This window comes from Kitasatospora mediocidica KCTC 9733 (assembly GCF_000744225.1).
Classification (GTDB): Bacteria; Actinomycetota; Actinomycetes; order Streptomycetales; family Streptomycetaceae; genus Kitasatospora; species Kitasatospora mediocidica.
On sequence record NZ_JQLN01000007.1, the window covers coordinates 701,244 to 724,034 of the forward strand.

Below are 22,791 nucleotides of genomic sequence, written 5' to 3' on the forward strand. Positions count from 1 at the left end.
ACCGATCAACGCCGCCCGCAACGCCCGACCCCAAGCGCCGCCAACTCCGCCGCAAACACCTCCTCAACATGCGCATGGAACAGATTCACCAACGAACCGTGCTCCACCACCACACCCTTGGGCCGGCCCGTCGACCCCGACGTATACACCGCATACGCCGCATGACCCGAACCCAGCACCCCCACCCGCTCCGCATCGACCACATCAACCACCGACAGAGACGCCAACTCCCCCACCACACCCGGGTCATCGACACACACCACCGGCACCGAACCCGAACTCCCCAAGCCCGCAGCATCGGTGATCACCACCGCCGGCGCCGAATCCTCCAGCATGTACGCGACCCGATCCGCCGGATACTCCGGATCCACCGGCACATAACAACCACCGGCCTTCAACACCGCCAGCAACGCCACGACCAGATCCGCCCCACGCGGCAACAACACCGCCACCCGCGCCTCCGGGCCCACCCCCCGACCGATCAACAACCGCGCCAACCTGTTCGCCCGCGCGTTCAGTTCACCGAACGACAGCACACCTTCCCCATGCACCAACGCCCTCGCCCCCGGCGCCGACCGCACATGCTCCTCGAAGATCTCCGACAGCATCCGCCCATCGCCCACCGCATGGGCCGTGTCGTTCCACCCCGACAGGACCAGCTCACGCTCCACCCCACCCAGCAACTCCACCGAGCCGACCGGCACCTCGGGATCACCCACCACCGCCACCAGCAACCGCACCAACCGCTCCGCCAACGCGCACGCGGTACCACGATCGAAGAGATCCATCGCGTACTGGAGAGTCGCGTGGACACCAGCGGGCACACCCGCGCCGGTGCGCTCCTCCGCAAAGGTGAAGTCGAGGTCGAACTTCGCCGGTGCAAGGGCGAACGGCTCCGACTGTGCGGTGACATCGGGGAGTTGAAGGGAACCGTCGAAGTTGTTCTGCAGCGCCAGCATCACCTGGAACAGCGGATGCCGCCCCAACGAGCGCGTCGGGTTCAGCTCCTCCACCAGCCGCTCGAACGGCAGATCCTGATGCGTGAACGCCGCAAGGTCCGTCTCGCGGACCCGGTCGAGCAGCTCACCGAAGGTCGGCGCACCCGACGTATCAGTGCGCAGGACCAGCGTGTTGACGAAGAACCCGACCAGATCGTCGAGCGCCTGGTCCGAACGACCCGCCACCACCGTGCCGATCGGGACATCCGTCCCCGCACCCATCCGCGTGAGCAGCGCCGCAAGCCCGGCGTGCAGCACCATGAACAGCGTCACGCCGTACTGACGCGCCATGCTGTCGAGGCCGGCGTGCAGTTCGGCGTCCAGGTGGAACTCGACGATGTCGCCCTCATGGCTGGCGACCGCCGGGCGAGGCCGGTCGATCGGCAGCGCCAGCTCCTCCGGCGCGCCCTCCAACGCCTGCCGCCAGTGGGCGAGCTGCTGGTCCAGCACCTCCCCCAGCAACTCGTGCTGCCAGAGCGTGTAGTCGGCGTACTGGAAGGACAGCGGCTCCCAGTCGGGGGCCTGCCCCGCGACGCGAGCCCGGTAGGCCGAGGAGAGACCGTCCCAGAGCGGGCCGTTGGACCAGCCGTCACTGGCGATGTGGTGCAGCGTCAGGACGAGCATCGACTCGTCCTCGCCCAGCTCGAACAGCTCGACGCGGATGGGCAGTTCGGTCGCCAGGTCGAACGGCGCGAACGACGTCTGTTGCACCTCCTGCGCCAGGCGCTCGTTGTCGCACTCCACCACCGTGAAGGGGACCCGGGCCTCGGCGGCCGGCACGACCAGCTGGTACGGCTCACCGTCGACCGTGGGGTAGCACGTGCGCAGGGCCTCGTGCCGCCCGACCACGTCATCGACCGCCGCCCGCAACGCGGCCACATCCACCACACCACGCAACCGGACCGCGACCGGAATGTTGTACGTCCCCGACGGACCCTCCATCTGGTCCAGCACCCAGAGACGCTGCTGCGCGAACGACAGCGGCAGCACCTCCGGACGCTCAGCCACCACGACCGCCGGACGCGCCGGACGGCCCTCCGTGAGCCTGCCCACCACACCGGACACGGTCGGCGAGTCGAACAGGTCACGGATGCCGAGCTGGACGCCGAGCGTCGACCGGATCCAGCTGAGCAGCTGGGCTGCCTTCAGGGAGTGGCCGCCCAGGGCGAAGAAGTCGTCGTCCACGCCGACCGACGGCACGTCCAGGATCTCGGCGAACAGTGCGCAGAGGATCTCCTCCTCCGCAGAGCGCGCACTGCGACCGCCCTGCCCTGCGACGGTGGTGGTGGGGGCCGGCAGGGCGCGCTGGTCGAGCTTGCCATTGGGCGTCAGCGGCAGCACCTCCAGCACCACGAACCCGGACGGGACCATGTACTCCGGCAGCAGCCCCGCCACGTGCGCACGCAGCTCCGCAACGTCCACGCTGTGTCCGTCGGCGGGGACCACGTACGCCGCGAGGCGCTTGTCCCCCGGCCGGTCCTCCCGCACCACCACCACACCCTGCCCGACCGTCGCATGCCCGGTCAGCACGGCGGCGACCTCACCCGGCTCGACGCGGAAGCCACGGATCTTCACCTGGTCGTCGATACGACCCGCGTACTCCAACACCCCGTCCGCCCGCAGACGCCCCAGGTCCCCGGTGCGATACATCCGCTCACCCGGACCGCCGTGCGGGTTCGCGACGAAACGCTCCGCCGTCAGACCCGGACGACCCGTATACCCGTGCGCCAACCCCGCACCCGCCACATAGATCTCCCCCACCACACCCACCGGCGCGGCGCGCAGTGACCCGTCCAGCACGAACGCCCGCTTGTGGGTGACCGCGCGGCCGATCGGCAGTGCCGCGCTGGTGAGGTCGGCGTCTGTGACGGTGTGGCAGGTCGTGAAACCCATGCTCTCCGCAGGCCCATACCCATTACCCACCCGCAGACCCGGATACAGACCCAACACCTTGGCGACATGCGCCACCGAACCACTCTCACCACCCGTAAACGCCGTCCGCACCCCAGCGAACGCCCCCGGATACTCATCCACCAAGAAATTGAACAGACTCGCCGACAACTGAAGCATCGTCACCCCATGCTCCACCACCAACGCCTCAATCAGATGCGGCTGAGGATTCTGCCCCGCCTGCAACACACACACCGCACCATGCACCAACGCACCGAACAACTCCAACGCAAAACCGTCCCACGACACCGGAGAACACTGCAGGAACACCTCACCCGCACCGAACTCACAGTAATCCTGACCCAGATACGTCCCCACCAAAGCCCGATGCGGCGCCGCCACACCCTTCGGCCGACCCGTCGAACCCGACGTGAACATCACACACGCCACATCATCCGGACCCACCACAGCCCGGGACACCACACCCGCCGACGCCTCCCACGGCTCATCCACACACAACACCGCGACATCCAGACCCGACAACACCCCCCGCATCCCCACCCGCGTCAGCACCAAGGCCACATCCGCCTCAGCCACCACCGTCGCCAGACGATCCACCGGGAAATCCGGATCCAGCAACGTATAAGCACCGCCGGCCTTCAACACCGCCAGCAACGCCACCACCATGTCCACACCACGCTCAAGCCGCACCCCCACCAACACACCCGGCCCCACACCCCACCCCACCAAACGATCCGCCAACCCCTCCGACAGACCATCCAACTCCCCGTACGACACCCGACGATCACCCGACACCAACGCCACCGCACCCGGCGCACCCACCACCCGCGCACCGAACAACTCCACCAGAGTCACCTCCGGCAGCGACACCACCTCACCGGCCCGGTCGTTCTGCACGGTCGTAGATTCCTTCGGCTGAGCCATGACGCTCCCTTGAGTGCCTGTCCTGGTGGTGCTCCGAAGCAGCTGATCGCCCGCCCCGGCCGGGGGCTTGACCCGGCCGGGACAGGCGTCGTCGCGGTCCTCGGGGAGCGCGGTGTGCGTGCTTCAAAGCGGAAACGGGGGTGGAGAAGTGGGTAAAGAAAGTGGGTCGGGAATCCGACTCAGCCGACGGCCACGCGCTGCGGCGCGAGGTCGGTCCAGTGCTGGTCGATGTAGTCCAGGCACGCCTGGCGGTTGTTCTGGCCGAAGGCCGTGGTCCAGCCGGCCGGCACCTCGATGTGGTTCGGCCAGAGCGAGTGCTGGTTCTGGTCGTTGACGAGAACCACGTACGTGCTGTCGGCGTCCTCGAACGGATTCGTCATGGCAGGTCTCCCTTGCAGGGGTCGGAAGGTCGGAAAAAGCTGTTCGCGTTACGCCAGGTGTCCGAGACCGGTCGCTCCCGGCAGCCAGACGTCGTCCTGGTCGAGGGCGGCCGGCCGGTACTTGCCCAGGGAGCTGATCAGCATCCGGGTTTCCAGGGCGAGGCAGGCGACGAGCCGGGCGAGGCCCTCCTCCGGGTCCTCGTCCGCCGCCAGCAGGGCGGCTCGGCCCAGGCCCACGGCCCGGGCTCCCAGAGCGAGGCTCTTGACGGCCCTGGCCCCCTCCCACATCCGGCCGGAGACCAGCAGGCAGTGGGAGCGGGGCTGCGACCCGAGCCGCCGCAGGCACTCGGCGAGGGGGAGGCCCACCTGGTCGAGGAAGCTGCTGGGTGCCCAGCCGCTGCCGCCCTCGGCGCCGTCGACGGTCACCGAGTCGGCGCCGCTCGCCCAGGCGACCTGCGCGGCGTCGTGGATGTCGCGCCCCGGGGGGAGCTTCACCCAGACCCGGGCGCGCGGGTAGTTGTTGCGCATGAACCGGATCTGCTGGCGGAGGATCTCCGCCGTGAACGTGCCGGGGCTGCTGCACCGCAGCACCTGCTCACCACCGTCGAACACGCTCTCGTCGGTGCTGTACTGCCCGGCCAGCCGGTCGGCCGTGGCGCGCTGGAGCACCGTCATGCCGCCGAGTCCGGGCTTGGCGCCCTGGCCCACCTTGAGTTCGAAGGCGAGGCGGCCGGACTCCAGCAGCGGCTGGGCGCCGGGGTCGCTGTAGAGCAGGTTCCAGACCTCGGCGTCCGCGTCCTCGGTGCTCTGCTGGAAGGCCATTCCGCCGAGCCCGTCGGGGAGTTCGCTCTCGTAGGCGCGCAGCCGGGCGAGCATGCCGTTGCCGGTCTGCTCGGAGCTGTCGGCATAGCCGTTGGTCGGGACGACGTTCTCGCCGATGACCAGCGGGATCCCGAGGCGCCCGGCCTGGCGGCTCACCGCGAGGCCGAGTCCGGAGGAGGAGACCTGGGTGGAGCCGAAGGCCGAGACGTAGAACGGCAGCGGGGAACGGAAGCCGCCGATCTCGGTGTCGAGCGCGACGTCGCCGTAGAGCGGCTCGCGGGCCAACTCGGTGAGCATCTCCAGCCGTTGGGGCATGAAGACCGGCGGGACGAGGCGCATCGCGTCCAGCGGGTCGGTGCCGCCCTCGGCTGTTCCGGGCCGGCTGACGCCGCCGGCGCCGAACAGGGTCAGGCCGTAGCCGTCCATCGGGGGGAACACGCCGCGGGCGCCGTCCCGGGCCCGGGAGCGGATCGACGCCTCCGGGAAGCCGGGGGCGCTCAGTACGCCGGTCACGGCGAGACCACCCCGGGGATCTTCGGGAAGGCGGTCGCCTTCCAGACCGAGTCGAGGCCCGCGACGTAGCGGGTGAGCCGCTCGATGCCGATCCCGAAGCCGGAGCTGCTGGGAATGCCGTCCCGGACCATCTTCAGGTACCACTCGTACTTGGCCGGGTTCTCGCCGGTCTCGCGCATCCGGGCGATGATCCGGGCGTAGTCGTACTCGCGCTCGCTGCCGCTGATCAGCTCGCCGTAGCCCTCGGGGGCGATGAGGTCGAAGTTGCGCAGCACCTCGGGGCGCTCGGGGTCCTCGCGGTCGTAGAAGCCGCGCGATCCCTTGGGGTAGTCGATGATGAAGAACGGCGAGTCCGACTTGTGCGAGAGGATGCCCTCGCCCTCCCAGTCGATCTCGGCGTCGTGGTTCTGCTCGTGGCCGAGCCGGACCAGGTCCTCCATCGCGTCGGTGTGGCTGATCTGCTCGAACGCGCCGGTCTTGTTGAGCAGCGGAGCGAAGGCGTCGGGGTCCCGGCCCAGGATCTCCAGCTCGCTGCCCATCGTCCGCACGACGCGGGCGACGGCCGCGGTCACGATGTCCTGCGCGACGCGCATCGCGTCCTGCTGCGAGGCGCCGGCGATCTCGACGTCGAACTGGTGGAACTCGGCCAGGTGGCGGCCCGTGTCGGCCGTCTCCAGGGGTTCGAGGCGGACGTTGGGGGCAACGTAGAAGATCTTGTCGAAGGCCAGCAGCGACGCCTGCTTGTAGAGGATCGCGCTGGTCATCAGCTTGTAGCGGTTGCCGTAGAAGTCGATGTCGACCTGCTTGGCCCCGCGGCCGCCCGGGTCGGTGACCGGACCGATGATCGGCGGCAGCAGCTCCACGAAGCCCTGCTCCAGCAGGAGTTCACGCGCGGCCTGGACGATCTGGTTCTGGATCCGCAGGACGGACTGCGTCACGGGGCTCTTGAGGTGCTCCGGCGGCGTGCCGGGCCGTGAGGGTGCGAACTGGCTGCTCAAGGTGTCTCTTCTTTCGGTGGGTTCGGCAGTCGGATCAGTGAGGGGCCCGGAGTGCCCGGTCCAGGTTGGTGGCCGCCGCCCGGTCGAAGGTCTGCTCCACGTAGGAGAGCGCCTGCAACAGGTCGGTGGCGGTCATGCGTTGGCCGGCGACGGAGCGTCCGGAGGCTCGGACGGGAAGCGAGCCGGTGTGCGACCAGCGCAGGCGCCCGTCGGATTCGATGAAGCTCCTGGAGCGCCCGGCGTTGTCGGGATGCAGGCAGTAGGGGACGTCCAGCAGTCCCCTGGCGAAGGCCTCGACCAGCGCCGCGCCGATGTCCTCGTTCAGGTCGAGGACGGCGTGCACCAGGGCCGTCGCCTCGTCGAGGACCTCGCTGCCGGCCGCTGCCGCCGCGACACCGGAGCCGGAGCCGGAGCTCAAGCCCGAGGGGGCGTAGCCGCCCGCGTTCTGTGCGGCCAGCGCCGCGATCTCCAGTGCTTCGACGTTCTCGCCGACGGTGGGGATCCGGTGGGCCTCCGCCGCCGTCTTGACGATGAGCCGCTCCGCTCCGGTGCGGACCGCCAGTTCGGCGGCCTGCTCCAGGAGCAGCAACGCGCCGGCCCGGGTGCGGGGGTAGACCCCCATGTAGTTGTAGATGACGATGTGGCAGTCGAGGTCCGGCATCAGCGTGTCGGCGAGCCGGCGCAGCGCGAGCACCGCCTCCCGGTCCTGGGCCGCGTTGGTCTGCTGCGCGTAGCTCAGCGAGACGCTGCGCAGGCCGTGTTGGCGGAAGAACAGCCCTTCCAGCAGGCTGATCGCCACCAGCAGGCTCGGCGGGCAGAGTTGGCCGAGCATGCAGCCGCCGAACGTCTCGACGTGCGGCTCGAGCCCGCGCTCGCGGGCCTGGACCAGCACCTCGCAGGACTGTGCCCAGTTCTGCACGGCCTGGCGCAGCGGCAGTCGGCCGTACGGCAGGCAGTAGGAGACCGGCCCGCCCTCGGTGGTGTCCAGTCCGGCCTCCAGGGACGAGGCGATGATGCCCTGGGGTGCGGCCGAGCCGTGCCGCACCTGCACCGGGAAGTCGCGCTCGCGCACGCCCTCCAGGACGGCCAGGTTGGTCGCCGTGGCGTGGGTGCGGATCGGGTACCCGTTGAGGTCCCCGCCCTCGGCGACGGCGCGCCGGGCGTCGGCGAGCTTGCCGAGCCGGGTGTAGCTGTCCAGGGTGATGGTGCCGACGGTGGTGGCGTTGGCCCCCTTGACGGCGATCAGCCCCTCGCGCATGGCCCGGGGGTCGCCGAATCCCATCCTCGGCTGCACGACGAGGCTGCCCCGCGCGTGCGAGCGTCGGACGAAGTCGGCGAACGCGTTCACCGGCGCGGCGCCCTGCGGACCGGTCATGAGGCCGGGGTCGTTCGGAGCTTCTCCAGCACCGGGACCGCGGACCCGACGCCGCCCGACGCCGCGACGGAACGGACGAACTGCTCGAACTCCCGGAACTCGGACGGGTCGTGGAAGACCGCCGAGAATCCGGCGGCGGACAGCCGGCGGGACATCTGCTCCGCCGAGTCGCCGCCGCCCGTGGCGTCCGGAGTGCTCTGCAGCTGCCGGCCGGTGCCGAGCTTTCCGCCGATGACGATCGGCGTGTGAGCCAGCTCGGCGAGGGCGCGCAGCTCCACGACGGCACGCAGTCCGTCGCTCTCGCCGTGCCCGTTGACGCTGCTGAGGACGATCAGGTCGGGGCCGCTGTCGGCACATGCCTGCGCCAACTCCGCGCCCGTCAGGCACGGTCCGAGGTTCTCCACCCGGTGCCCCCAGTCCTCCAGCAGCAGCTGGAGGAAGACGAGGTTCCAGGTGTGCGAGTCGGACTCGGTGCCGGCGACCACCACGTCGAGGATCCGGTCGGAACTCATGCCTCGCCCCTCTCGGCGGAGTTGAGCGCGGCGATCCTGCCGGGCAGCGTCCGCCAGGTCTCGGGGGTGTAGAAGTGCCCGCCGGGCAGCACGTCGTGGCGGTACGCGCCGCGTGCCAACGCGCGCCACTGCTCGCCGGCGTCCGCCTCGATGACGTCGTCCGCGGCGCCCGAGAGCATCTGCACCGGCATGCCGACGGTGGCGCCCGGAGTGTGCCGGAAGGTGTCCCGCACGCGGATGTCCGCGCGCATCAACTCGACGCTCATCTCCTGGAGTTCGGGGTCCTCCAGGACATGGGCCGGCATCAGGCCATGGGTCTTCATCCAGAGCAGCAGGCCCTCGTCGTCGTCCTGCTGGGAGGGGAACATGTCCCTGGGCGTCAGCCCCCGGTCGGGCGCGTTGCAGGAGGAGACGACCAGGCTCTGCGGGACCGGCCCGCCACTGCGCTCGATGCGCGCCGCCACGTCGAACGCCATCCAGCCGCCCATGCTGTGTCCGAAGAGCACGTACGGTCCGTCGACGGCGGACAGTACGGCGGCGGTGGCGTCGAGGGCCAACTCCTCCCAGTCGGTGGCGAAGTCGTCCAGGAATCTGCCCTCCCGGCCTGGATAACAGATCGCCGAGAGCGCGGTGTCGGCCGGCATGGCGTCGCCCCACAGGTGGTACGAGGCCGTGCCACCCCCGCAGAAGCCCAGGCAGACGAGGGTCAGCGCCGGGTTCTCCGGGCGTCGGATGCTGATGACGGTGGTGTCCTGCGCGATGTTCGCGGTGTTCACTTGGCCTCCGCCTGACGGGTCGCCACAAAGGCCGCCAGCTCGCGCAGTTCGGGATGCCGGTAGACCTCCTTCGTGGACACGGTGATGCCGAACTGCTTCTTCAGTCGGCCGATGACGCGCAGCGCGATGAGCGAATGCCCGCCCAGCGAGAAGAAGTTGTCGGTGGGACTGATCCGGGGCCGCCCGAGCACCTCGGACCACACGCCGGCGATCAGGGTCTCGATCTCGCCCTGCGGCTCGTCGCCCGGCTCGCTCTCCTCCGAACCGGCCCACAGGGCCTCCTCGGCGGCGGGCAGGGCCCGGTGGTCCACCTTGCCGTTCACGCTCAGCGGCAGCGCCGCCAGCATGACGAAGGCCGAGGGGATCATGAACGACGGCAGCACGCCGGCCAGGTGCTCCTGCAACTCCCGTGCGCGCGGGGCACTGTCGCCCGCCGGCACCCAGTAGCCGACGAGCTGGTCACCGGCCGTCGTGGTGCTCTGCAGCACGACGGCGGCCGTCCGGACGTCCGGGTGCGCGGCGAGCGCGGACTCGATCTCGCCGAGTTCCACCCGGTAGCCGCGGATCTTGATCTGCCGGTCGGTCCGGCCCAGGTAGTCGATGCCACCGTCCGCGCGCAGCCGTACCTGGTCCCCGGTGCGGTACATCCGGCCGCCCGGGGTGAACGGGTCGGCGACGAACCGCTGCGCGGTGAGCGCGGGCCGGCCCAGGTAGCCGTTGGCCACGGCGGGCCCCGCCAGGTGGAGTTCGCCGGTCTCACCGGCGCCGAGCGCGGCGAGGGAGTCGTCCAGGACGTACGCGGTGACGCCCGGCAGGGGCCGGCCGATGTGCGGGGCGGGGCCGGTGATCCAGGTCGCGGTGGCGTCCACCGTGCACTCGGTCGGGCCGTACAGGTTGATGGCCTCGAGCGTCCCCTCGGCGCGGGCCCGGTCCAGCTCCCGCCAGACCTCCACCGGCACCGGCTCGCCGCCCATGAAGAGCCGCAGCCTGCGGCCGTCGGCGGTGGGTGCGAGCAGGACCTCGCGCAGCACCTCCCAGTGCGAGGGGGTCAGGTCGAGGTCGTCGACGGCGTGTTCGTCCAGCAGGGCGCGGAGCCTGGCGGGGTCGGTGCGCTCGCTCTCGCCGATCACCACGAGGGTGTCGCCACGGCAGATCCGTACCCACTGCTGGACGGAGGCGTCGAAGGAGATGCTGGCGTTCCAGGCCACGACGCGCGGGTGCCCGTCGTAGAAGCCGGCGCCCTCCAGGCCCGCGACGAGGGCGGCGACGCCACCCCTGGTGGCCTCGACGCCCTTCGGCGTTCCCGTCGAGCCGGAGGTGAAGATCACGTACGCCGGGTCGGCCGCGGCTACCTCGGCCACCGCTGCCGCCGAAGCCGAGGACACCGCCGGTACCGCCGGTACCGCCGGTACCGCCGGGGACAGGATCTCGACCCCGGCCGGCCACGCGACCGTGCTGTCGGTCCCGGCCAGCACGGTCCGCAGGCCCGCGTCGCGCACCATGTGGGCGAGCCGCTCGGCCGGGTAGGCCGGGTCCAGCGGCACATAGGCCGCGCCCGTGCGCCACACCGCGAGCAGCGCCACGACCAGCTCCGCGCCGCGCCGCAGGCTCACGCCCACCCGCGCACCGCGCCCGATCCCGCGCCCGGCCAGCAGGGCGGCCAGGTCGGCCGTCCGGCGGTCGAGTTCGGCGAAGGTCAGGGTGTGGTCGGGCCCGTGCACGGCGGTGCGGTCCGGGGTGGACTCGACCGCCTGCCGGAAACGGGTCAGCGGGTCGACCGGCGCCGGCCGGACGGCCGTGACCGGGCTGTCGTCGAGAACGCTCATGCCGTGCCCCCGACCAGCGCGGAGGCGTCGACCGTCGGCCGGCAGTCCGCGAGGTCGACCGGGTTGCCCATCGCGACGACGATCTTCCGGTCCCCCTGGAACGGGTCACGGCCGTGCGACGTGAGCACGTTGTCGACGAGCATGATGTCGCCCGGCTGCCAGGTCTGCCGCACGGTGGCCTTCTCGTAGGCGGCGTTGAGGGTTTCGAGGTCCTCGCGGGTCAGCGGCTGCCCGTCGCCCAGGCCGGTCTCGAACGGCAGACCGTCCGCGCCGAACTCGTCGACGAGGGTCTCGCGCAGTTCCTCGTCCAGCGACCAGGAACTCCAGAAGGCGAGGTGATTGAACCAGACCTCCTCACCGGTCTCCGGATGCCGGATGATTCCCGGCCGCCGCTGAGCGGTCTTGAGATTTCCCTCGTCGTCCCATCGGCAGGAGATCAGGTTCTCGGCGCAGTACTCCTCCACCTGCTCCCGGTTCTCGGTGGCAAAGGCCTTCTGCCAGCTCACCGAGATGTGCTCGGAGTAACTGCGGTTCAACGCCCAGCCACTGCGACGTACCCGTTCGACCAGGTCGGCGGGCAGCTCGCGCAGGACGTTTCGACAGTCCGCCACGGGTGTCGCGCCGCCCTGCTCGGGGGCGATGAGGCAGGCGAACATGAGAAGCCCGGGGAAGGTCAGCGTGTAGCTGTTCTCGTTGTGCATCCGGATCGGCTGGGCCGGCGGCAGGTCGGTGGACGAGTAGACGTCGTTGCCGAAGCTGCTGCGCGGCGTCGCCTTCTCCCGGTAGGGCGTCCGCTGGGGGATCAGGACGTCCCGGACCCGTGCGAAGTCCTCGACGGTGGAGACCGGCAGCCCGCGCAGGTAGAGCGCGCCGTGCTCCCGCAGGGCCGTGCGAAGGGCGGGAAGCAGTGCGGTCAGCCAGCCGCAGGCATCCTCGATGTCCTCGAACCCGGGGACGACGGCGGTAGCCGGCTTTCCTTCGGCAAGGGTCCATTCCAGGGTTTCTGGTGGACTTGAGGAGGGAGGCATGATATCGCGCCCTTTCCTTTGTGAGATGTGACGGGACGATCTCCTGGCGCCGATATCCCGGGGAATCCCGAATCGTCGTCGGAGCGTCGGATCGGGGGCGCCAAGGACGCGTCCCGGGGAATCGCCGAAAGTCTCACCGACGGGGATCTATACGATCTCTACGGAATATCTATGGAGGATCAACGGCGTGGTCAGACCCCCACCCGGGCCGGCCGGCGGCGCCCTCGGATACGTTCTGCCTCGCACCGATGACGCAAAGCAGTCAGATCCCCACGAGCACCGAGGTTGGTCCACCGTGATCCCGTTCCGCGAGACCGTCAGCAGCCCCGGGCTGCCCGTGCACGGCCCCTACTCACCGGCCGTCCGCGCGGGCGGCCTGCTCTTCGTCTCGGCCCAGCCCGGCGTGGACCCCGCCACCGGGACGGTCCCCGACGGCGGTGCGGCGGCCCAGTGCCGCCAGGCGCTGCGCAACCTGGAGCACGTCCTGCGGGTCGCGGGCGCGGACCTGCGCGACGTCGTGCGGACCACCGTCCTCTACACCGACCTCGCCGACCTCCCGGCGATCAACGCCGCCTACGCCGAGGCCTTCCCGGCCGACCCGCCCGCACGCACGGCGGCCGTGGTCGGCCTCGCGGGCGGCCGGCTGGTCTCCATCGACGCCATCGCCGCCATCGACCCGACCGGACCTCGGTAGGTTGATCCCGGACCTCTCCCCCCACCGGAAGGCAACGACGATGCTCGCAGGGCGACTCAACATCAGGACCCGCGTCTTCTCGATGGAGGAGGTGCCGACGCCGCACGCCGCACCGGGCGAGGTGCGGATCAAGGTCGCCGCCGCCGGGGTCTGCCTCTCCGACGTGCACCTCATCGACGGCACGCTCACGCCGGTCCTGCTGGCGGGCGACACGGTGACCCTCGGGCACGAGAGCGCGGGCACGATCGACGAGGTCGGCGACGGCGTGACCGGCCTGACGACCGGTCAGCGGGTGCTGCTGCGGGCCGGCGAGCCGCGCGACGGCGTGGTCTTCACCCGCGGGGTCGACTACGACGGTGGCTGGGCGCAGTACGCGGTGGCCCGCGCCGACACCGTGGTCCCGATCCCGGACGGGCTGCCGTTCGAGCAGGCCTGCTTCATTCCCGACGCGGTCTCCACCCCCTGGGCGGCGATCACCGACACCGCGCAGACCCAGCCGGCCCAGGCGGTCGGCGTCTGGGGCGTCGGCGGCCTCGGCGCGCACGCGGTCCAGTTGCTGCGGCTGATCGGGGCGTCCCCCGTGATCGCCGTGGACCCGCTGCCGGCCGCCCGCGAACGGGCGCTGGAGTTCGGCGCGGACGTCGCGCTGGACCCCGCCGACGAGCACTTCGCCCAGGCCATGACGGCCGCCACCGGTGGCACCGGACTGGGCGTCGCGTTCGACTTCGCCGGCGTCCCACAGGTGCGCGAGCAGGCGATCCGCGCCCTGGGCGAGCGCGGCAAGCTGGTGCTGGTCGGGCTCAGCGACCAGCCGATCACGGTGACCGACGGCATCCGCTTCAGCTACCTCGGCCAGCAGATCCTGGGCCACTACGGCTCACGCCCCGAGCACATCGAGCAGTTGGTGGCGCTCACCGCGCGCGGCCGCCTGGACCTCTCCCGGTCCGTCAGCGAGATCCTGCCGCTCGCCGAGGCGCCGGAGGCTGTGCGGCGCCTGGCGACCAAGCAGGGCAACCCGATCCGGATCGTCCTGCGGCCGTGAGCCCGCGGGCTGGTCCCGGGCCCGGCGGCAGGGCCGGGTAGGCTGCCGGTGCCCCTGCCCGGACCTGCGAGGAGACCCCGTTGACCAGCCCAGCAACCACCCCGCCGGTGACGGTCGTGGGCATCGGCGCGGACGGTTGGGCCGGGCTCGCGCCGGCTTCGCGGGCGGCGTTGGAGGGGGCCGAGGTGGTGATCGGCGGGAGCCGGCAGCTGGCGCTGCTGCCCGCCGGGGTGCCGGCCGCCCGGGTGGTCTGGCCCTCGCCGTTGCGGCCCGCCGTGCCCGGGTTGCTGGCCGAGCACGCCGGACGACGGGTGGCGGTGCTGGCCAGCGGTGACCCGATGTTCTTCGGGATCGGGCGCACGCTGACCGAGCTGCTGGGCGCCGACCGCCTGCGGGTGCTGCCGCACCCGTCCTCGGTCAGTTACGCCTGCGCGCGCCTGGGCTGGGCGCTGGAGGAGACCGAGACGGTCAGCCTGGTCGGGCGCCCACTGGCCACCCTGGCCGGGGCACTGCACGACGGGCGACGGCTGCTGGTGCTCAGCGCCGACGCGGGCACCCCCGCCGCGGTGGCCGCCCTGCTGGACGAACTCGGCTACGGCGCCAGCGAGCTGCGGGTGCTGGAGCAGCTGGGTGGTCCCGGCGAACGGGTGCTGGACGGGCTCGCGCGCGACTGGGCGCGGCCGGCCGGCGATCCGCTGAACATCGTCGCGGTGCACTGCCGGGCCGAGCCGGACACCGTGGCGTCCTCCCTGGTCCCCGGGCTGCGGGACGAACTCTTCGAGAGTGACGGACAGCTGACGAAGCGTCACGTCCGGGCGGCGACGCTGGCCACGCTCGCGCCACGGCCCGGCGAACTGCTCTGGGACGTCGGCGGCGGCTCCGGCAGCATCGCGATCGAGTGGCTGCGCGCGCACCGCAGCTGTCAGGCCGTCAGCGTGGAGCGCGACCCGGTGCGGGCCGGGCGGATCAGCCGCAACGCCGCCGCGCTGGGCGTGCCGAGGCTGCGCGTGGTGACCGGCGCCGCCCCCGCGTCGCTGGCCGGACTCCCCACCCCGGACGCGGTGTTCATCGGCGGCGGGCTGACCGCGCCCGGCCTGTTGGAGGCCTGCTGGGCCTCGCTGGCACCGGGCGGACGGCTGGTCGCCAACACCGTGACGCTGGAGTCCGAGGCCCTGCTCACCACGTGGTACCGCCGCCTGGGCGGCGAGTTGCTGCGCCTCGCCGTCGCCCACGCCGTCCCGGTCGGCGGCTTCACCGGGTGGCGGCAGTCGATGCCGGTCACCCAGTGGTCGGTCGTCAAGCCGGCCGCCGAGTCGCTCGTCAAGTCCCCTGAAGGAGAAGCATCGTGACCGTCTACTTCATCGGCGCGGGCCCCGGCGCCGCCGACCTGATCACGCTGCGCGGCGCCCGACTGCTGGCCCGTTGCGAGGTCTGCCTCTACGCGGGCAGCCTGGTGCCGGCCGAGCTGCTGGCCGAATGCCCGCCCGGCGCCCGGCTGGTGGACACCGCGCGGCTGGACCTGAACGCGATCACGGCCGAACTGGTCAGCGCCCACGAGGCGGGCCACGACGTCGCGCGGCTGCACTCCGGCGACCCCTCGGTGTTCAGCGCCGTCGCCGAGCAGATGCGCCGGCTGGACGCGGCCGGGGTGCCGTACGAGATCGTCCCGGGCGTGCCGGCCTTCGCCGCCGCCGCGGCGGCGCTGGGGCGCGAGCTGACCGTGCCGACGGTGGGCCAGACGGTGATCCTGACCCGGATCGCGCAGCAGGCCACGCCGATGCCCGCGGGCGAGGACCTGGCCACGCTCGGCCGCAGCGGCGCCCTGCTGGTGCTGCACCTGGCCGCCCGCTACGTCGACCGGGTGGTCGACGAACTGCTGCCGAACTACGGCCCGGACTGCCCGGCGGCCGTGGTCGCGATGGCCAGCCGCCCCGACGAACTGGTGCTGCGCGGCACGCTGGCCGACATCGCCGGGCAGGTCAAGGCGGCCGGGGTGGTGCGCACCGCCGTCATCATGGTCGGCCGGACGCTGGCGGCCGAGCAGTTCCCCGACAGCCACCTGTACTCCTGCGAGCGCGACCGGTCCGTTCAGCTCTGACCGTTGGCCAGCGGTTCGGCTCGGCCCACCACGGTGCCGGCCCGGTCGATGCAGATCACGTCGACCGCGACCGGCGCCTCGCGCAGCACGCCGAGCGCCGTCGCCCGGGCGCCTCGGGCCACCAGGTCGCCGAGCGGCACGCCCGCCGCCGCGCAGAGCTGGACGGCCTCCAGGCCGGTGTTGGCCGCCGCCACCGCGGCCGCCAACTCGGGCCCGGCGCCGCCCTCGCGGGCGAGAGCGGCCAGGAAACCCTTGTCCACCTGGGAGCGTGCGGAGTGCAGGTCGAGATGCCCGGCGGCCAGCTTGGAGAGCTTGGCGAACCCGCCGGCGATGGTCAGCCGCTCCACCGGGTGGCGGCGCAGGTACTTGAGCACGGCGCCGGCGAAGTCGCCCATGTCGAGCAGCGCGTCCTCGGGCAGCCCGTGCTCGGCCACCGCGACCCGCTCAGAGGTCGAGCCGGTGCAGCCCGCGACATGCGTACGGCCCGCGGCGCGCGCCACGTCCACGCCGCGCCGGATGCTGTCGATCCAGGCCGAGCAGGAGTACGGGACCACGATGCCGGTGGTCCCCAGCACCGAGAGGCCGCCGAGGATGCCGAGGCGCGGATTCCAGGTGCTGCGCGCGATCTCGGCACCGTCGTCGATGGAGATCTCGATCGTGACGTCGCCGGTTCCGCCGTGCCGGGCGGCCACCGCCGCCACCGCGTCGCGCATCATCTGCCGGGGCACCGGGTTGATCGCGGGCTCGCCGACCGCCAGCGGCAGCCCGGCCTTGGTGACCGTACCGACGCCGCTGCCGGCCCGGAAGAGCACCCCGCTGCCGGCGGCGGCTGGGCGCACCGTCGCGCGGACCACCGCGCCGTGCGTCACGTCCGGGTCGTCGCCGGCGTCCTTCACGACGGCCGCCATCGCCGACCGCCGCTCCTCCAACTCCTCGCCCGCCAGCGCGAAGGCGGGCTGCTGGCCCTTGGGCAGCGTGATCGTCACCGGGTCGGGGAACTCGCCGGTGAGCAGCGCGGTGTAGGCGGCCGTGGCGGCGGCGGTGGCGCACGCGCCGGTCGTCCAGCCGGGCCGCAGGCCGCTGCTGCGCAGCTGCTCCGCGCGGCCGCCCACCGCCTCAGCCATGTCCGACACCATGACCCGACCGCAACCCCTGGGAAGGACCACCCGTGCGGCACATCCTGATCCTCGGCGGCACCACCGAGGGCCGCCGCCTGGCGGCCGAGCTGGCCGCCGACCCGACCGTACGGGTGACCAGTTCGCTGGCCGGCCGGGTCGCCGAACCGCGGCTGCCGGCCGGGGAGGTCCGGGTGGGCGGCTTCGGCGGCGCCCAGGGCCTCGCCGACTGGCTGCGGTCGCAGCACGTGCACACCCTCATCGACGCCACGCATCCCTTCGCCCAGGCCATCAGCCGTAACGCGGCCGAGGCGGCCGCCGCCGTCCATACTCCCCTGCTCGCGCTGCGCCGGCCCAGCTGGGTCCCGGTGTCCAGGGACCGCTGGCATCCGGTGGACTCGCTGGAGGAGGCCGCCGCCGCCCTGCCGGGCCTGGGGCGGCGGGCGCTGCTGACCACCGGACGGCTGGGCATGGCGGCGTTCGCAGGGGTCCGGGGGGTGCACATCGTGGCCCGTTCGGTGGAGCCGCCGGACCCGCCGCTGCCCGCCGACCTCGTGGTGCTGCTCGCCCGGGGGCCGTTCGACCTGGCCGCCGAGCGGGCGGTGTTCCGCGAGCACCGGATCGACGTCCTGGTGACGAAGGACAGCGGGGGCGCGGCGACCGCGCCGAAGCTGGCCGTGGCGCGCGAACTCGGCCTGCCGGTGCTGATCGTGCGGCGGCCGGCGGCGCCCGCCGGGGTGCCGGTGGTGGCGGACGTGGACGAGGCGCTGACCTGGCTGCGCGCACACTGGGATACCGTCCGGTGACACCGTTACCGTCGCGCGTTCCGTTCCGTCGAGAGGAGCCCGTCGTGGCCCGCAGGCCCCAGAACATCGTCGTCCCCGACCAGAGCGGCCGCCTGGCCGTGGTGACCGGCGCGAACAGCGGGATCGGCTTCGAGACCGCGCGACGGCTGGCGCTGGCCGGCGCGGAGGTGGTGCTGGCCGTCCGGGACGGCGCGAAGGGCGAGGCGGCGGCCGAGCTGATCCGCCGGGACGCCCCGGACGCGGTGGTGTCGGTGGGGGCGCTGGACCTGTCCAGCCTGGAGTCGGTGGCCGCCTTCGCCGGGCTGCTGGCCGACCGCGGCGCGCCCGTCGACCTGTTGGTGAACAACGCCGGGGTGATGGCGGTGCCCACCCGGCACTCCACCGCGGACGGCTTCGAGCTCCAGTTCGGCACCAACTACCTCGGCCACTTCGCGCTCACCGCCCGCCTGGCACCCCTGCTGCGCGCCGCCGACGCACCCCGGGTGGTCACCGTCAGCAGCCTGGCCGCGCACCCCGGCCGGATCGACTTCGGTAACCTCAACGCCGAGCGCCGGTACAGTGCTTGGGACGCCTACAGCCGCTCCAAGCTGGCCGACCTGATGTTCGCCCTGGAGCTGGACCGGCGCAGCGCCCGGCACGGCTGGGGCATCCTCAGCACCGCGGCGCACCCGGGCTTCACCCGGACCAACCTGACGCGCAACGGCCCCGCCCTCGGCAAGGCCCCCGGCGCGTTCAACCTCAACGAGTGGTCCACCCGCGTGCCGGGGGTCTTCCAGGAGCCCGCGTTCGGCGCGCTGCCCAGCCTGGTGGCCGCCACCAGCGCCCGTGCGGTGGGCGGCGGTTACTACGGCCCGGACGGGCTCGGCGGTCTCACCGGCCTGCCCACGACGGCCCGGATCCCCTTCCAGGCCCGCAACGCCTCGACGGCGGCCCGGCTCTGGGCGGTCTCCGAACAGCTGACGGCGGTGTCCTTCCCCGCCTGACTCCTCCGATCGACCGAGCAACCCCCGACACGGCCCGGCGCGCCCCTGCGTGCGCCGGGCCGTTGTCAGTCCCGGCCGATAGATTGATGACATCAGCCGGGGGAACAAGCCCCCACCCGGTGCGTCGGCGGACGCTCCGGGAGCGACAAATCCAGTACCGCCGACGCCGGTACAGCCGGTAGCGTCAAGGATGTCAAGCCGGAACCGGCGGCTGCCACACAGGGGATGGCAGCCGCGACACGGCGAATCGACCCACAGGACCCCTCCGCACACACGGGTGTCGTCGTCATGCCGTCACGCGGTGCCGAAGGGTCCGACCGTCATCAGCAGTAGCGAGAAAGAGGGGACAGTCATGTCGGTTTTCGGGGGAGTCTCTCAGGTCGTGCCCGCCCAGTTCCCGAGCAACAGCTCCGGGGAGGACACGAGTTGGACCTAAAGACGAACTGACGCCACATCAGAGCGCCAGCAAGCGGCGCTGATTGGCGAAACCCACGTCGGCCCGGCCGCGCAGCGTGTGCGCGGCCGGGCCGACGTCGTCGCAGAGGTTCGCGGACCTCCCGCGGTCAGTCCTCGGGGTAGCGGCGCGGGGTCCAGACGACCTCGGTGCCGTCGCCGCGGCGGACCGCCCGGGTCTGCGAGGAGCCGATCAGCAGGATGGTGCGCATGTCGACCTCGGCCGGGTCGAGGTCGGCGAGCCGGACGGTGCGGACCCGCTCGGTGGGACCGCCGACGTCCCGGGCCATCACCACGGGGGTGTCGGGCGCGCGGTGTTCGAGCAGCAGGTCGCGGGCCAGGCCGACCTGGGTGGTTCGGCTCTGCGAACCGGGGTTGTAGAGCGCCAGCACCAGGTCGGCCGAGGCGGCCGCGCGCAGCCGGGTCGCCACCGCCGACCACGGCTTGAGCCGGTCGGAGAGCGAGACCACCGCGTAGTCGTGGCCGAGCGGGGCGCCCGCGCGGGAGGCGGCGGCGTGCGCGGCCGTCATGCCGGGGACGATCCGGACCGGCACCTCGCGGTACGGGTCGGCGCAGGCGGCCTCCAGGACGGCGGTGGCCATCGCGAAGACGCCCGGGTCGCCGGAGGAGACCACCGCGACCCGGCGCCCGCGCCGGGCCAGCTCCAGGGCGAACTCCGCGCGCTCGGCCTCGACCTTGTTGTCCGAGCCGTGCCGCAGCTGTCCCGGTCGCACCGGCACCCGGTCGAGGTAGGTGGTGTAGCCCACCAGCTCGTCGGCGGCGGCGAGTTCACCGCGTGCCTCGGGGGTCAGCCAGAGCGGTCCGGCCGGGCCGAGGCCCACCACGACGACCTCGCCCTCCTTCGAAGAGGGAGCTTCGTCCGTCGGCAGCCCGATCCGGCTCGGCAGGATCGCCACCGAGAAGTACGGGACGGACTCCGGGTCCACCTCGGCGAGCGGCGCCATCCGCTCCCCCGCCATGGTGGCCCGCTCGACGAACTGCGCGTCCGCCAGCCGTCCCGAGCGCTCCAACGCGCGGCGCACGGTCGGGAAGGTCCGGCCGAGCTTGAGGATCGCGGCCGAGTCGGTGGCGGCCAGCCGCGCCGTCAGCTCCTCCTCGGGCAGCGTGCCCGGCAGGATGGTCAGCACCTCCTCCGCCTCGACCAGCGGCCGGCCCAGCCGGGCGGCCGCGGCACTCACCGAGGTCACCCCGGGGACCACCTCGGTCGGGTAGCGGTGCGCGAGCCGCTTGTGCATGTGCATGTACGAGCCGTAGAACATCGGGTCGCCCTCGGCGAGCACCACCACGTCGCGGCCGGCGTCCAGGTGGGCCGCCAGACGCGCCGCGGCCTCCTCGTAGAACTCGTCCAACGCGCCCCGGTAGCCGCCGGGGTGGTCGGTGGTCTCGGTGGTGACCGGGTAGACCAACGGCTCCTCGAGCTGGCCGTCGTGCAGGTAGCGGGCCGCGATCGAGCGGGCGATCGAGCGGCCGTGCCGGGCGCTGTGGTAGGCCACCACGTCGGCCTTGCCGATCAGCGCGGCGGCGCGCACGGTCATCAGGTCCGGGTCGCCCGGGCCGAGGCCGACGCCGTAGAGCCGGCCGCTCTCGCGCTCTGTCCCACGGTCCGTCATTCGATCTCACTCGCAATCGCGTTCAGGGCGGCGGCCGCGATGGCGCTGCCGCCGCGCCGCCCGCGCACCACCAGGTGTTCCAGGCCGGAGGGGTGCTCGGCCAGCGCCTGCTTGGACTCGGCCGCGCCGATGAAGCCGACCGGGACGCCGATCACGGCGGCCGGGCGGGGGGCGCCCGCCTCGATCATCTCCAGCAGCCGGAAGAGCGAGGTCGGCGCGTTGCCGACGGCGACCACCGAGCCCTCCAGCCGGTCGCGCCACAGCTCCATGGCCGCCGCGCTGCGGGTGGTGCCGAGCTCGGCCGCGAGCGCGGGCACCGAGGGGTCGGAGAGGGTGCAGATCACCTCGTTGTCGGCGGGCAGCCGCTTGCGGGTGACGCCGCTGGCCACCATCGAGACGTCGCACAGGATCGGCGCGCCGGCCCGCAGCGCGGCCCGGGCGGCGGACACCACGCCGGGGGTCCACAGCAGGTCGGCGACCAGGTCGGTCATCCCGCACGCGTGGATCATCCGCACCGCGACCTGGGAGACGTCGGCGGGCAGCGCCGCGAGGTCGGCCTCGGCGCGGATGGTGGCAAAGGACTCGCGGTAGATCGCCGCGCCGTCCTTCTCGTACTCGATCACGTGGTCCTCCGGGCCGCAGCGACCGCTGCCGCCATCTGTTGGTTCGTCACTTCGGTGGCGTTTCCTGGCTGGTGGGAGATGCGGTAGCCGTCACCGGTGGCCAGCACGTCCACCCAGTCGCCGACCGGGTGGCCGCAGCGGCGTTCGCAGCCCGACCAGTGGACCGGCCGGCCGGCCGGACCGGCGGTGGCGTCCAGCGCGGCCGCGGCCTCGGCCCGGACGTCCGCCAGTGCCTTGGCACAACCCGGCGCGCCGGTACAGGCGGTGGCCCGCTCCCAGGCCGAACCGGGGTCGGTGCGCAGACCGGCGGCGGCGAGGGCGGGCAGCGCGGCGGGGTCGGCACCCGGCAGCACGACGCCGCGCCACGGGGTCACCCGCAGCTCGTCGGCCTGCGCCGCCAGCAACCGCCACTGCTCCGCGGTAGCCCGGCCGAAGCGCAGGCCGACGCAGAGCGCGCCCTCCCGCGCCCCGACGGCGGGACGGGTGCCGGGCAGCACGGGCAGCGGACGCGGCTCGAGCCCGAGCCGGCCGGCCAGCAGCGCGCCGTCCGGATCGGCCTCGCACACCCGCCAGGTCCCGCTGCGCAGCCCGACGAACGCCTCGGCGGCGGCCAGCGCGGCCCGCACCGGATCGGCCACCGGCGCCGCGTCCGCCGACCGCCCGAGCCGCAGCAGGGCGCTCCCGACGGGCTGTGCGATCAATGTCACATCGGCGTCCAGCGCCGCGACGTCGCCCGTCCCGTCGTCCAGCGCGAAGAGGAAGCGGCCGGAGAGCGCGCGGGCGATCTCGCTGCTCTGGAGCAGTGCGTCCAGCTCGCGCACCCAGCCGCGCAGGTCCGGCCCGCCGCCGGGCAGCCCCGCCAGCGGCGAGGCGACGATGTTGCGCACCCGGTCGTGGGTGTCCGAGGGCAGCAGCCCGGCCGCGCGCAGCCGGGCGCCCAACTCCGCACCGGCGTCGGCGGGCAGGCCGCGCAGCTGGACGTTGCCGCGCGAGGTGGTCTCCAGCGCGCCGTCCCCCAGCGCGGTCGCGGCGTCCGCCAGCACCAGCGCCTGACCGGACGACAGCAACCCGCCCGGCACCCGCACCCGGGCCAGCGCCCCGTCGTCCGCCGTGTGCAGCCGCAGCGCGCCCGGGCAGGCGTCGTCGCGCCCCCGAGCAGCCCGGATACGGGCAGGCTCGACGGGGGAGGGTGAGGGTGACATGGCCGCGAGCATACCGATGATCCGACCGGCCGTAAGCCCCACCTGGGGCGTGACAACGCTTACTATGCTGCCGGGCGGGCC

19 protein-coding genes are annotated in these 22,791 nt (G+C 72.7%); 6 read left to right on the forward strand and 13 right to left on the reverse strand.

Going from position 1 to position 22,791, the window contains the following annotated elements:
• Nucleotides 1-5: 5 nt before the first annotated feature.
• The 9 genes from BS80_RS43695 to BS80_RS33415 form a co-directional block, all read right to left on the reverse strand.
• On the reverse strand, nucleotides 6-3,833 hold the full coding sequence (locus BS80_RS43695; protein ID WP_083975637.1) for a non-ribosomal peptide synthetase: 3,828 nt from the start codon (nucleotides 3,831-3,833) through the stop codon (nucleotides 6-8).
• A gap of 179 nt (nucleotides 3,834-4,012) precedes the next feature.
• Nucleotides 4,013-4,213, reverse strand: a complete 201-nt coding sequence (locus BS80_RS33380; protein ID WP_035805130.1) for an MbtH family protein — start codon at nucleotides 4,211-4,213, stop codon at nucleotides 4,013-4,015.
• Between the two features lie 48 nt (nucleotides 4,214-4,261).
• The gene (locus BS80_RS33385; RefSeq protein ID WP_035805134.1) at nucleotides 4,262-5,548 is read right to left on the reverse strand and encodes a glutamate synthase-related protein; all 1,287 of its coding nucleotides are present in this window, start codon (nucleotides 5,546-5,548) and stop codon (nucleotides 4,262-4,264) included.
• Entirely contained in the window at nucleotides 5,545-6,546 is a 1,002-nt protein-coding gene (locus BS80_RS33390) for an asparagine synthetase A (RefSeq protein WP_035805135.1), read from the reverse strand. Before BS80_RS33390 ends, BS80_RS33385 begins: the two co-directional genes overlap by 4 nt.
• Nucleotides 6,547-6,580: 34 nt before the next feature.
• Nucleotides 6,581-7,921, reverse strand: a complete 1,341-nt coding sequence (locus BS80_RS33395) for a methylaspartate mutase (protein WP_051967541.1) — start codon at nucleotides 7,919-7,921, stop codon at nucleotides 6,581-6,583.
• The gene (locus BS80_RS33400; RefSeq protein WP_051967542.1) at nucleotides 7,918-8,433 is read right to left on the reverse strand and encodes a cobalamin B12-binding domain-containing protein; all 516 of its coding nucleotides are present in this window, start codon (nucleotides 8,431-8,433) and stop codon (nucleotides 7,918-7,920) included. The genes BS80_RS33395 and BS80_RS33400 overlap by 4 nt, the downstream gene beginning before the upstream one ends.
• Nucleotides 8,430-9,209 (reverse strand): thioesterase II family protein, encoded by a 780-nt coding sequence (locus BS80_RS33405; RefSeq protein WP_232246748.1) that lies wholly within the window; start codon nucleotides 9,207-9,209, stop codon nucleotides 8,430-8,432. The genes BS80_RS33400 and BS80_RS33405 overlap by 4 nt, the downstream gene beginning before the upstream one ends.
• Nucleotides 9,206-11,035, reverse strand: coding sequence for a non-ribosomal peptide synthetase (locus BS80_RS33410; RefSeq protein WP_035805136.1), 1,830 nt, complete (start codon nucleotides 11,033-11,035; stop codon nucleotides 9,206-9,208). The genes BS80_RS33405 and BS80_RS33410 overlap by 4 nt, the downstream gene beginning before the upstream one ends.
• Nucleotides 11,032-12,063 carry a TauD/TfdA family dioxygenase gene (locus BS80_RS33415; RefSeq protein ID WP_035805138.1) on the reverse strand — a complete coding sequence of 344 codons (1,032 nt, stop codon included), beginning with the start codon at nucleotides 12,061-12,063 and terminating at the stop codon, nucleotides 11,032-11,034. Before BS80_RS33415 ends, BS80_RS33410 begins: the two co-directional genes overlap by 4 nt.
• A 295-nt stretch (nucleotides 12,064-12,358) precedes the next feature.
• On the opposite strand from BS80_RS33415, the gene BS80_RS33420 reads away from it, so the two are divergent.
• The 4 genes from BS80_RS33420 (at nucleotide 12,359) to cobM (ending at nucleotide 15,897) form a co-directional block, all read left to right on the forward strand.
• Nucleotides 12,359-12,757, forward strand: a complete 399-nt coding sequence (locus tag BS80_RS33420; protein WP_035805141.1) for a RidA family protein — start codon at nucleotides 12,359-12,361, stop codon at nucleotides 12,755-12,757.
• Between the two features lie 40 nt (nucleotides 12,758-12,797).
• Nucleotides 12,798-13,799 carry a zinc-binding dehydrogenase gene (locus BS80_RS33425; RefSeq protein WP_035805142.1) on the forward strand — a complete coding sequence of 334 codons (1,002 nt, stop codon included), beginning with the start codon at nucleotides 12,798-12,800 and terminating at the stop codon, nucleotides 13,797-13,799.
• 80 nt (nucleotides 13,800-13,879) lie between these two features.
• The gene (locus tag BS80_RS33430) at nucleotides 13,880-15,148 is read left to right on the forward strand and encodes a bifunctional cobalt-precorrin-7 (C(5))-methyltransferase/cobalt-precorrin-6B (C(15))-methyltransferase (RefSeq protein ID WP_035805143.1); all 1,269 of its coding nucleotides are present in this window, start codon (nucleotides 13,880-13,882) and stop codon (nucleotides 15,146-15,148) included.
• Entirely contained in the window at nucleotides 15,145-15,897 is a 753-nt protein-coding gene (cobM, locus tag BS80_RS33435; protein ID WP_035805144.1) for a precorrin-4 C(11)-methyltransferase, read from the forward strand. The genes BS80_RS33430 and cobM overlap by 4 nt, the downstream gene beginning before the upstream one ends.
• Here the strand turns inward: cobM and BS80_RS33440 are convergent.
• A complete protein-coding gene (locus BS80_RS33440) occupies nucleotides 15,888-17,021 on the reverse strand; it encodes a cobalt-precorrin-5B (C(1))-methyltransferase (RefSeq protein WP_157536743.1) in 1,134 nt (377 codons plus the stop codon). The genes cobM and BS80_RS33440 overlap by 10 nt on opposite strands.
• Before the next feature lie 44 nt (nucleotides 17,022-17,065).
• On the opposite strand from BS80_RS33440, the gene BS80_RS33445 reads away from it, so the two are divergent.
• Both BS80_RS33445 and BS80_RS33450 read left to right on the forward strand, forming a co-directional pair.
• Nucleotides 17,066-17,818, forward strand: coding sequence for a cobalt-precorrin-6A reductase (locus BS80_RS33445; RefSeq protein WP_035805148.1), 753 nt, complete (start codon nucleotides 17,066-17,068; stop codon nucleotides 17,816-17,818).
• Between the two features lie 44 nt (nucleotides 17,819-17,862).
• Nucleotides 17,863-18,801, forward strand: coding sequence for an SDR family oxidoreductase (locus BS80_RS33450; protein WP_035805149.1), 939 nt, complete (start codon nucleotides 17,863-17,865; stop codon nucleotides 18,799-18,801).
• A gap of 563 nt (nucleotides 18,802-19,364) precedes the next feature.
• Here the strand turns inward: BS80_RS33450 and BS80_RS33455 are convergent.
• The 3 genes from BS80_RS33455 to BS80_RS33465 are packed head-to-tail and all read right to left on the reverse strand — an operon-like array spanning nucleotide 19,365 to nucleotide 22,722.
• A complete protein-coding gene (locus tag BS80_RS33455; RefSeq protein ID WP_035805150.1) occupies nucleotides 19,365-20,885 on the reverse strand; it encodes a precorrin-2 C(20)-methyltransferase in 1,521 nt (506 codons plus the stop codon).
• The gene (locus BS80_RS33460) at nucleotides 20,882-21,508 is read right to left on the reverse strand and encodes a precorrin-8X methylmutase (RefSeq protein ID WP_035805151.1); all 627 of its coding nucleotides are present in this window, start codon (nucleotides 21,506-21,508) and stop codon (nucleotides 20,882-20,884) included. Before BS80_RS33460 ends, BS80_RS33455 begins: the two co-directional genes overlap by 4 nt.
• Complete coding sequence (locus BS80_RS33465) at nucleotides 21,505-22,722, reverse strand: hypothetical protein (RefSeq protein ID WP_035805152.1); 1,218 nt, start codon at nucleotides 22,720-22,722, stop codon at nucleotides 21,505-21,507. The genes BS80_RS33460 and BS80_RS33465 overlap by 4 nt, the downstream gene beginning before the upstream one ends.
• Nucleotides 22,723-22,791: the final 69 nt, after the last annotated feature.

Bases quoted from the DNA above. Each gene is read 5' to 3' on its own strand.
- BS80_RS43695 (WP_083975637.1), bottom strand. From the start codon at position 3,833: ATGGCTCAGCCGAAGGAATCTACGACCGTGCAGAACGACCGGGCCGGT.
- BS80_RS33380 (WP_035805130.1), bottom strand. From the start codon at position 4,213: ATGACGAATCCGTTCGAGGACGCCGACAGCACGTACGTGGTTCTCGTC.
- BS80_RS33395 (WP_051967541.1), bottom strand. From the start codon at position 7,921: ATGACCGGTCCGCAGGGCGCCGCGCCGGTGAACGCGTTCGCCGACTTC.
- BS80_RS33400 (WP_051967542.1), bottom strand. From the start codon at position 8,433: ATGAGTTCCGACCGGATCCTCGACGTGGTGGTCGCCGGCACCGAGTCC.
- BS80_RS33410 (WP_035805136.1), bottom strand. From the start codon at position 11,035: ATGAGCGTTCTCGACGACAGCCCGGTCACGGCCGTCCGGCCGGCGCCG.
- BS80_RS33415 (WP_035805138.1), bottom strand. From the start codon at position 12,063: ATGCCTCCCTCCTCAAGTCCACCAGAAACCCTGGAATGGACCCTTGCC.
- BS80_RS33425 (WP_035805142.1), top strand. From the start codon at position 12,798: ATGCTCGCAGGGCGACTCAACATCAGGACCCGCGTCTTCTCGATGGAG.
- BS80_RS33440 (WP_157536743.1), bottom strand. From the start codon at position 17,021: ATGGCTGAGGCGGTGGGCGGCCGCGCGGAGCAGCTGCGCAGCAGCGGC.
- BS80_RS33455 (WP_035805150.1), bottom strand. From the start codon at position 20,885: ATGACGGACCGTGGGACAGAGCGCGAGAGCGGCCGGCTCTACGGCGTC.
- BS80_RS33465 (WP_035805152.1), bottom strand. From the start codon at position 22,722: ATGCTCGCGGCCATGTCACCCTCACCCTCCCCCGTCGAGCCTGCCCGT.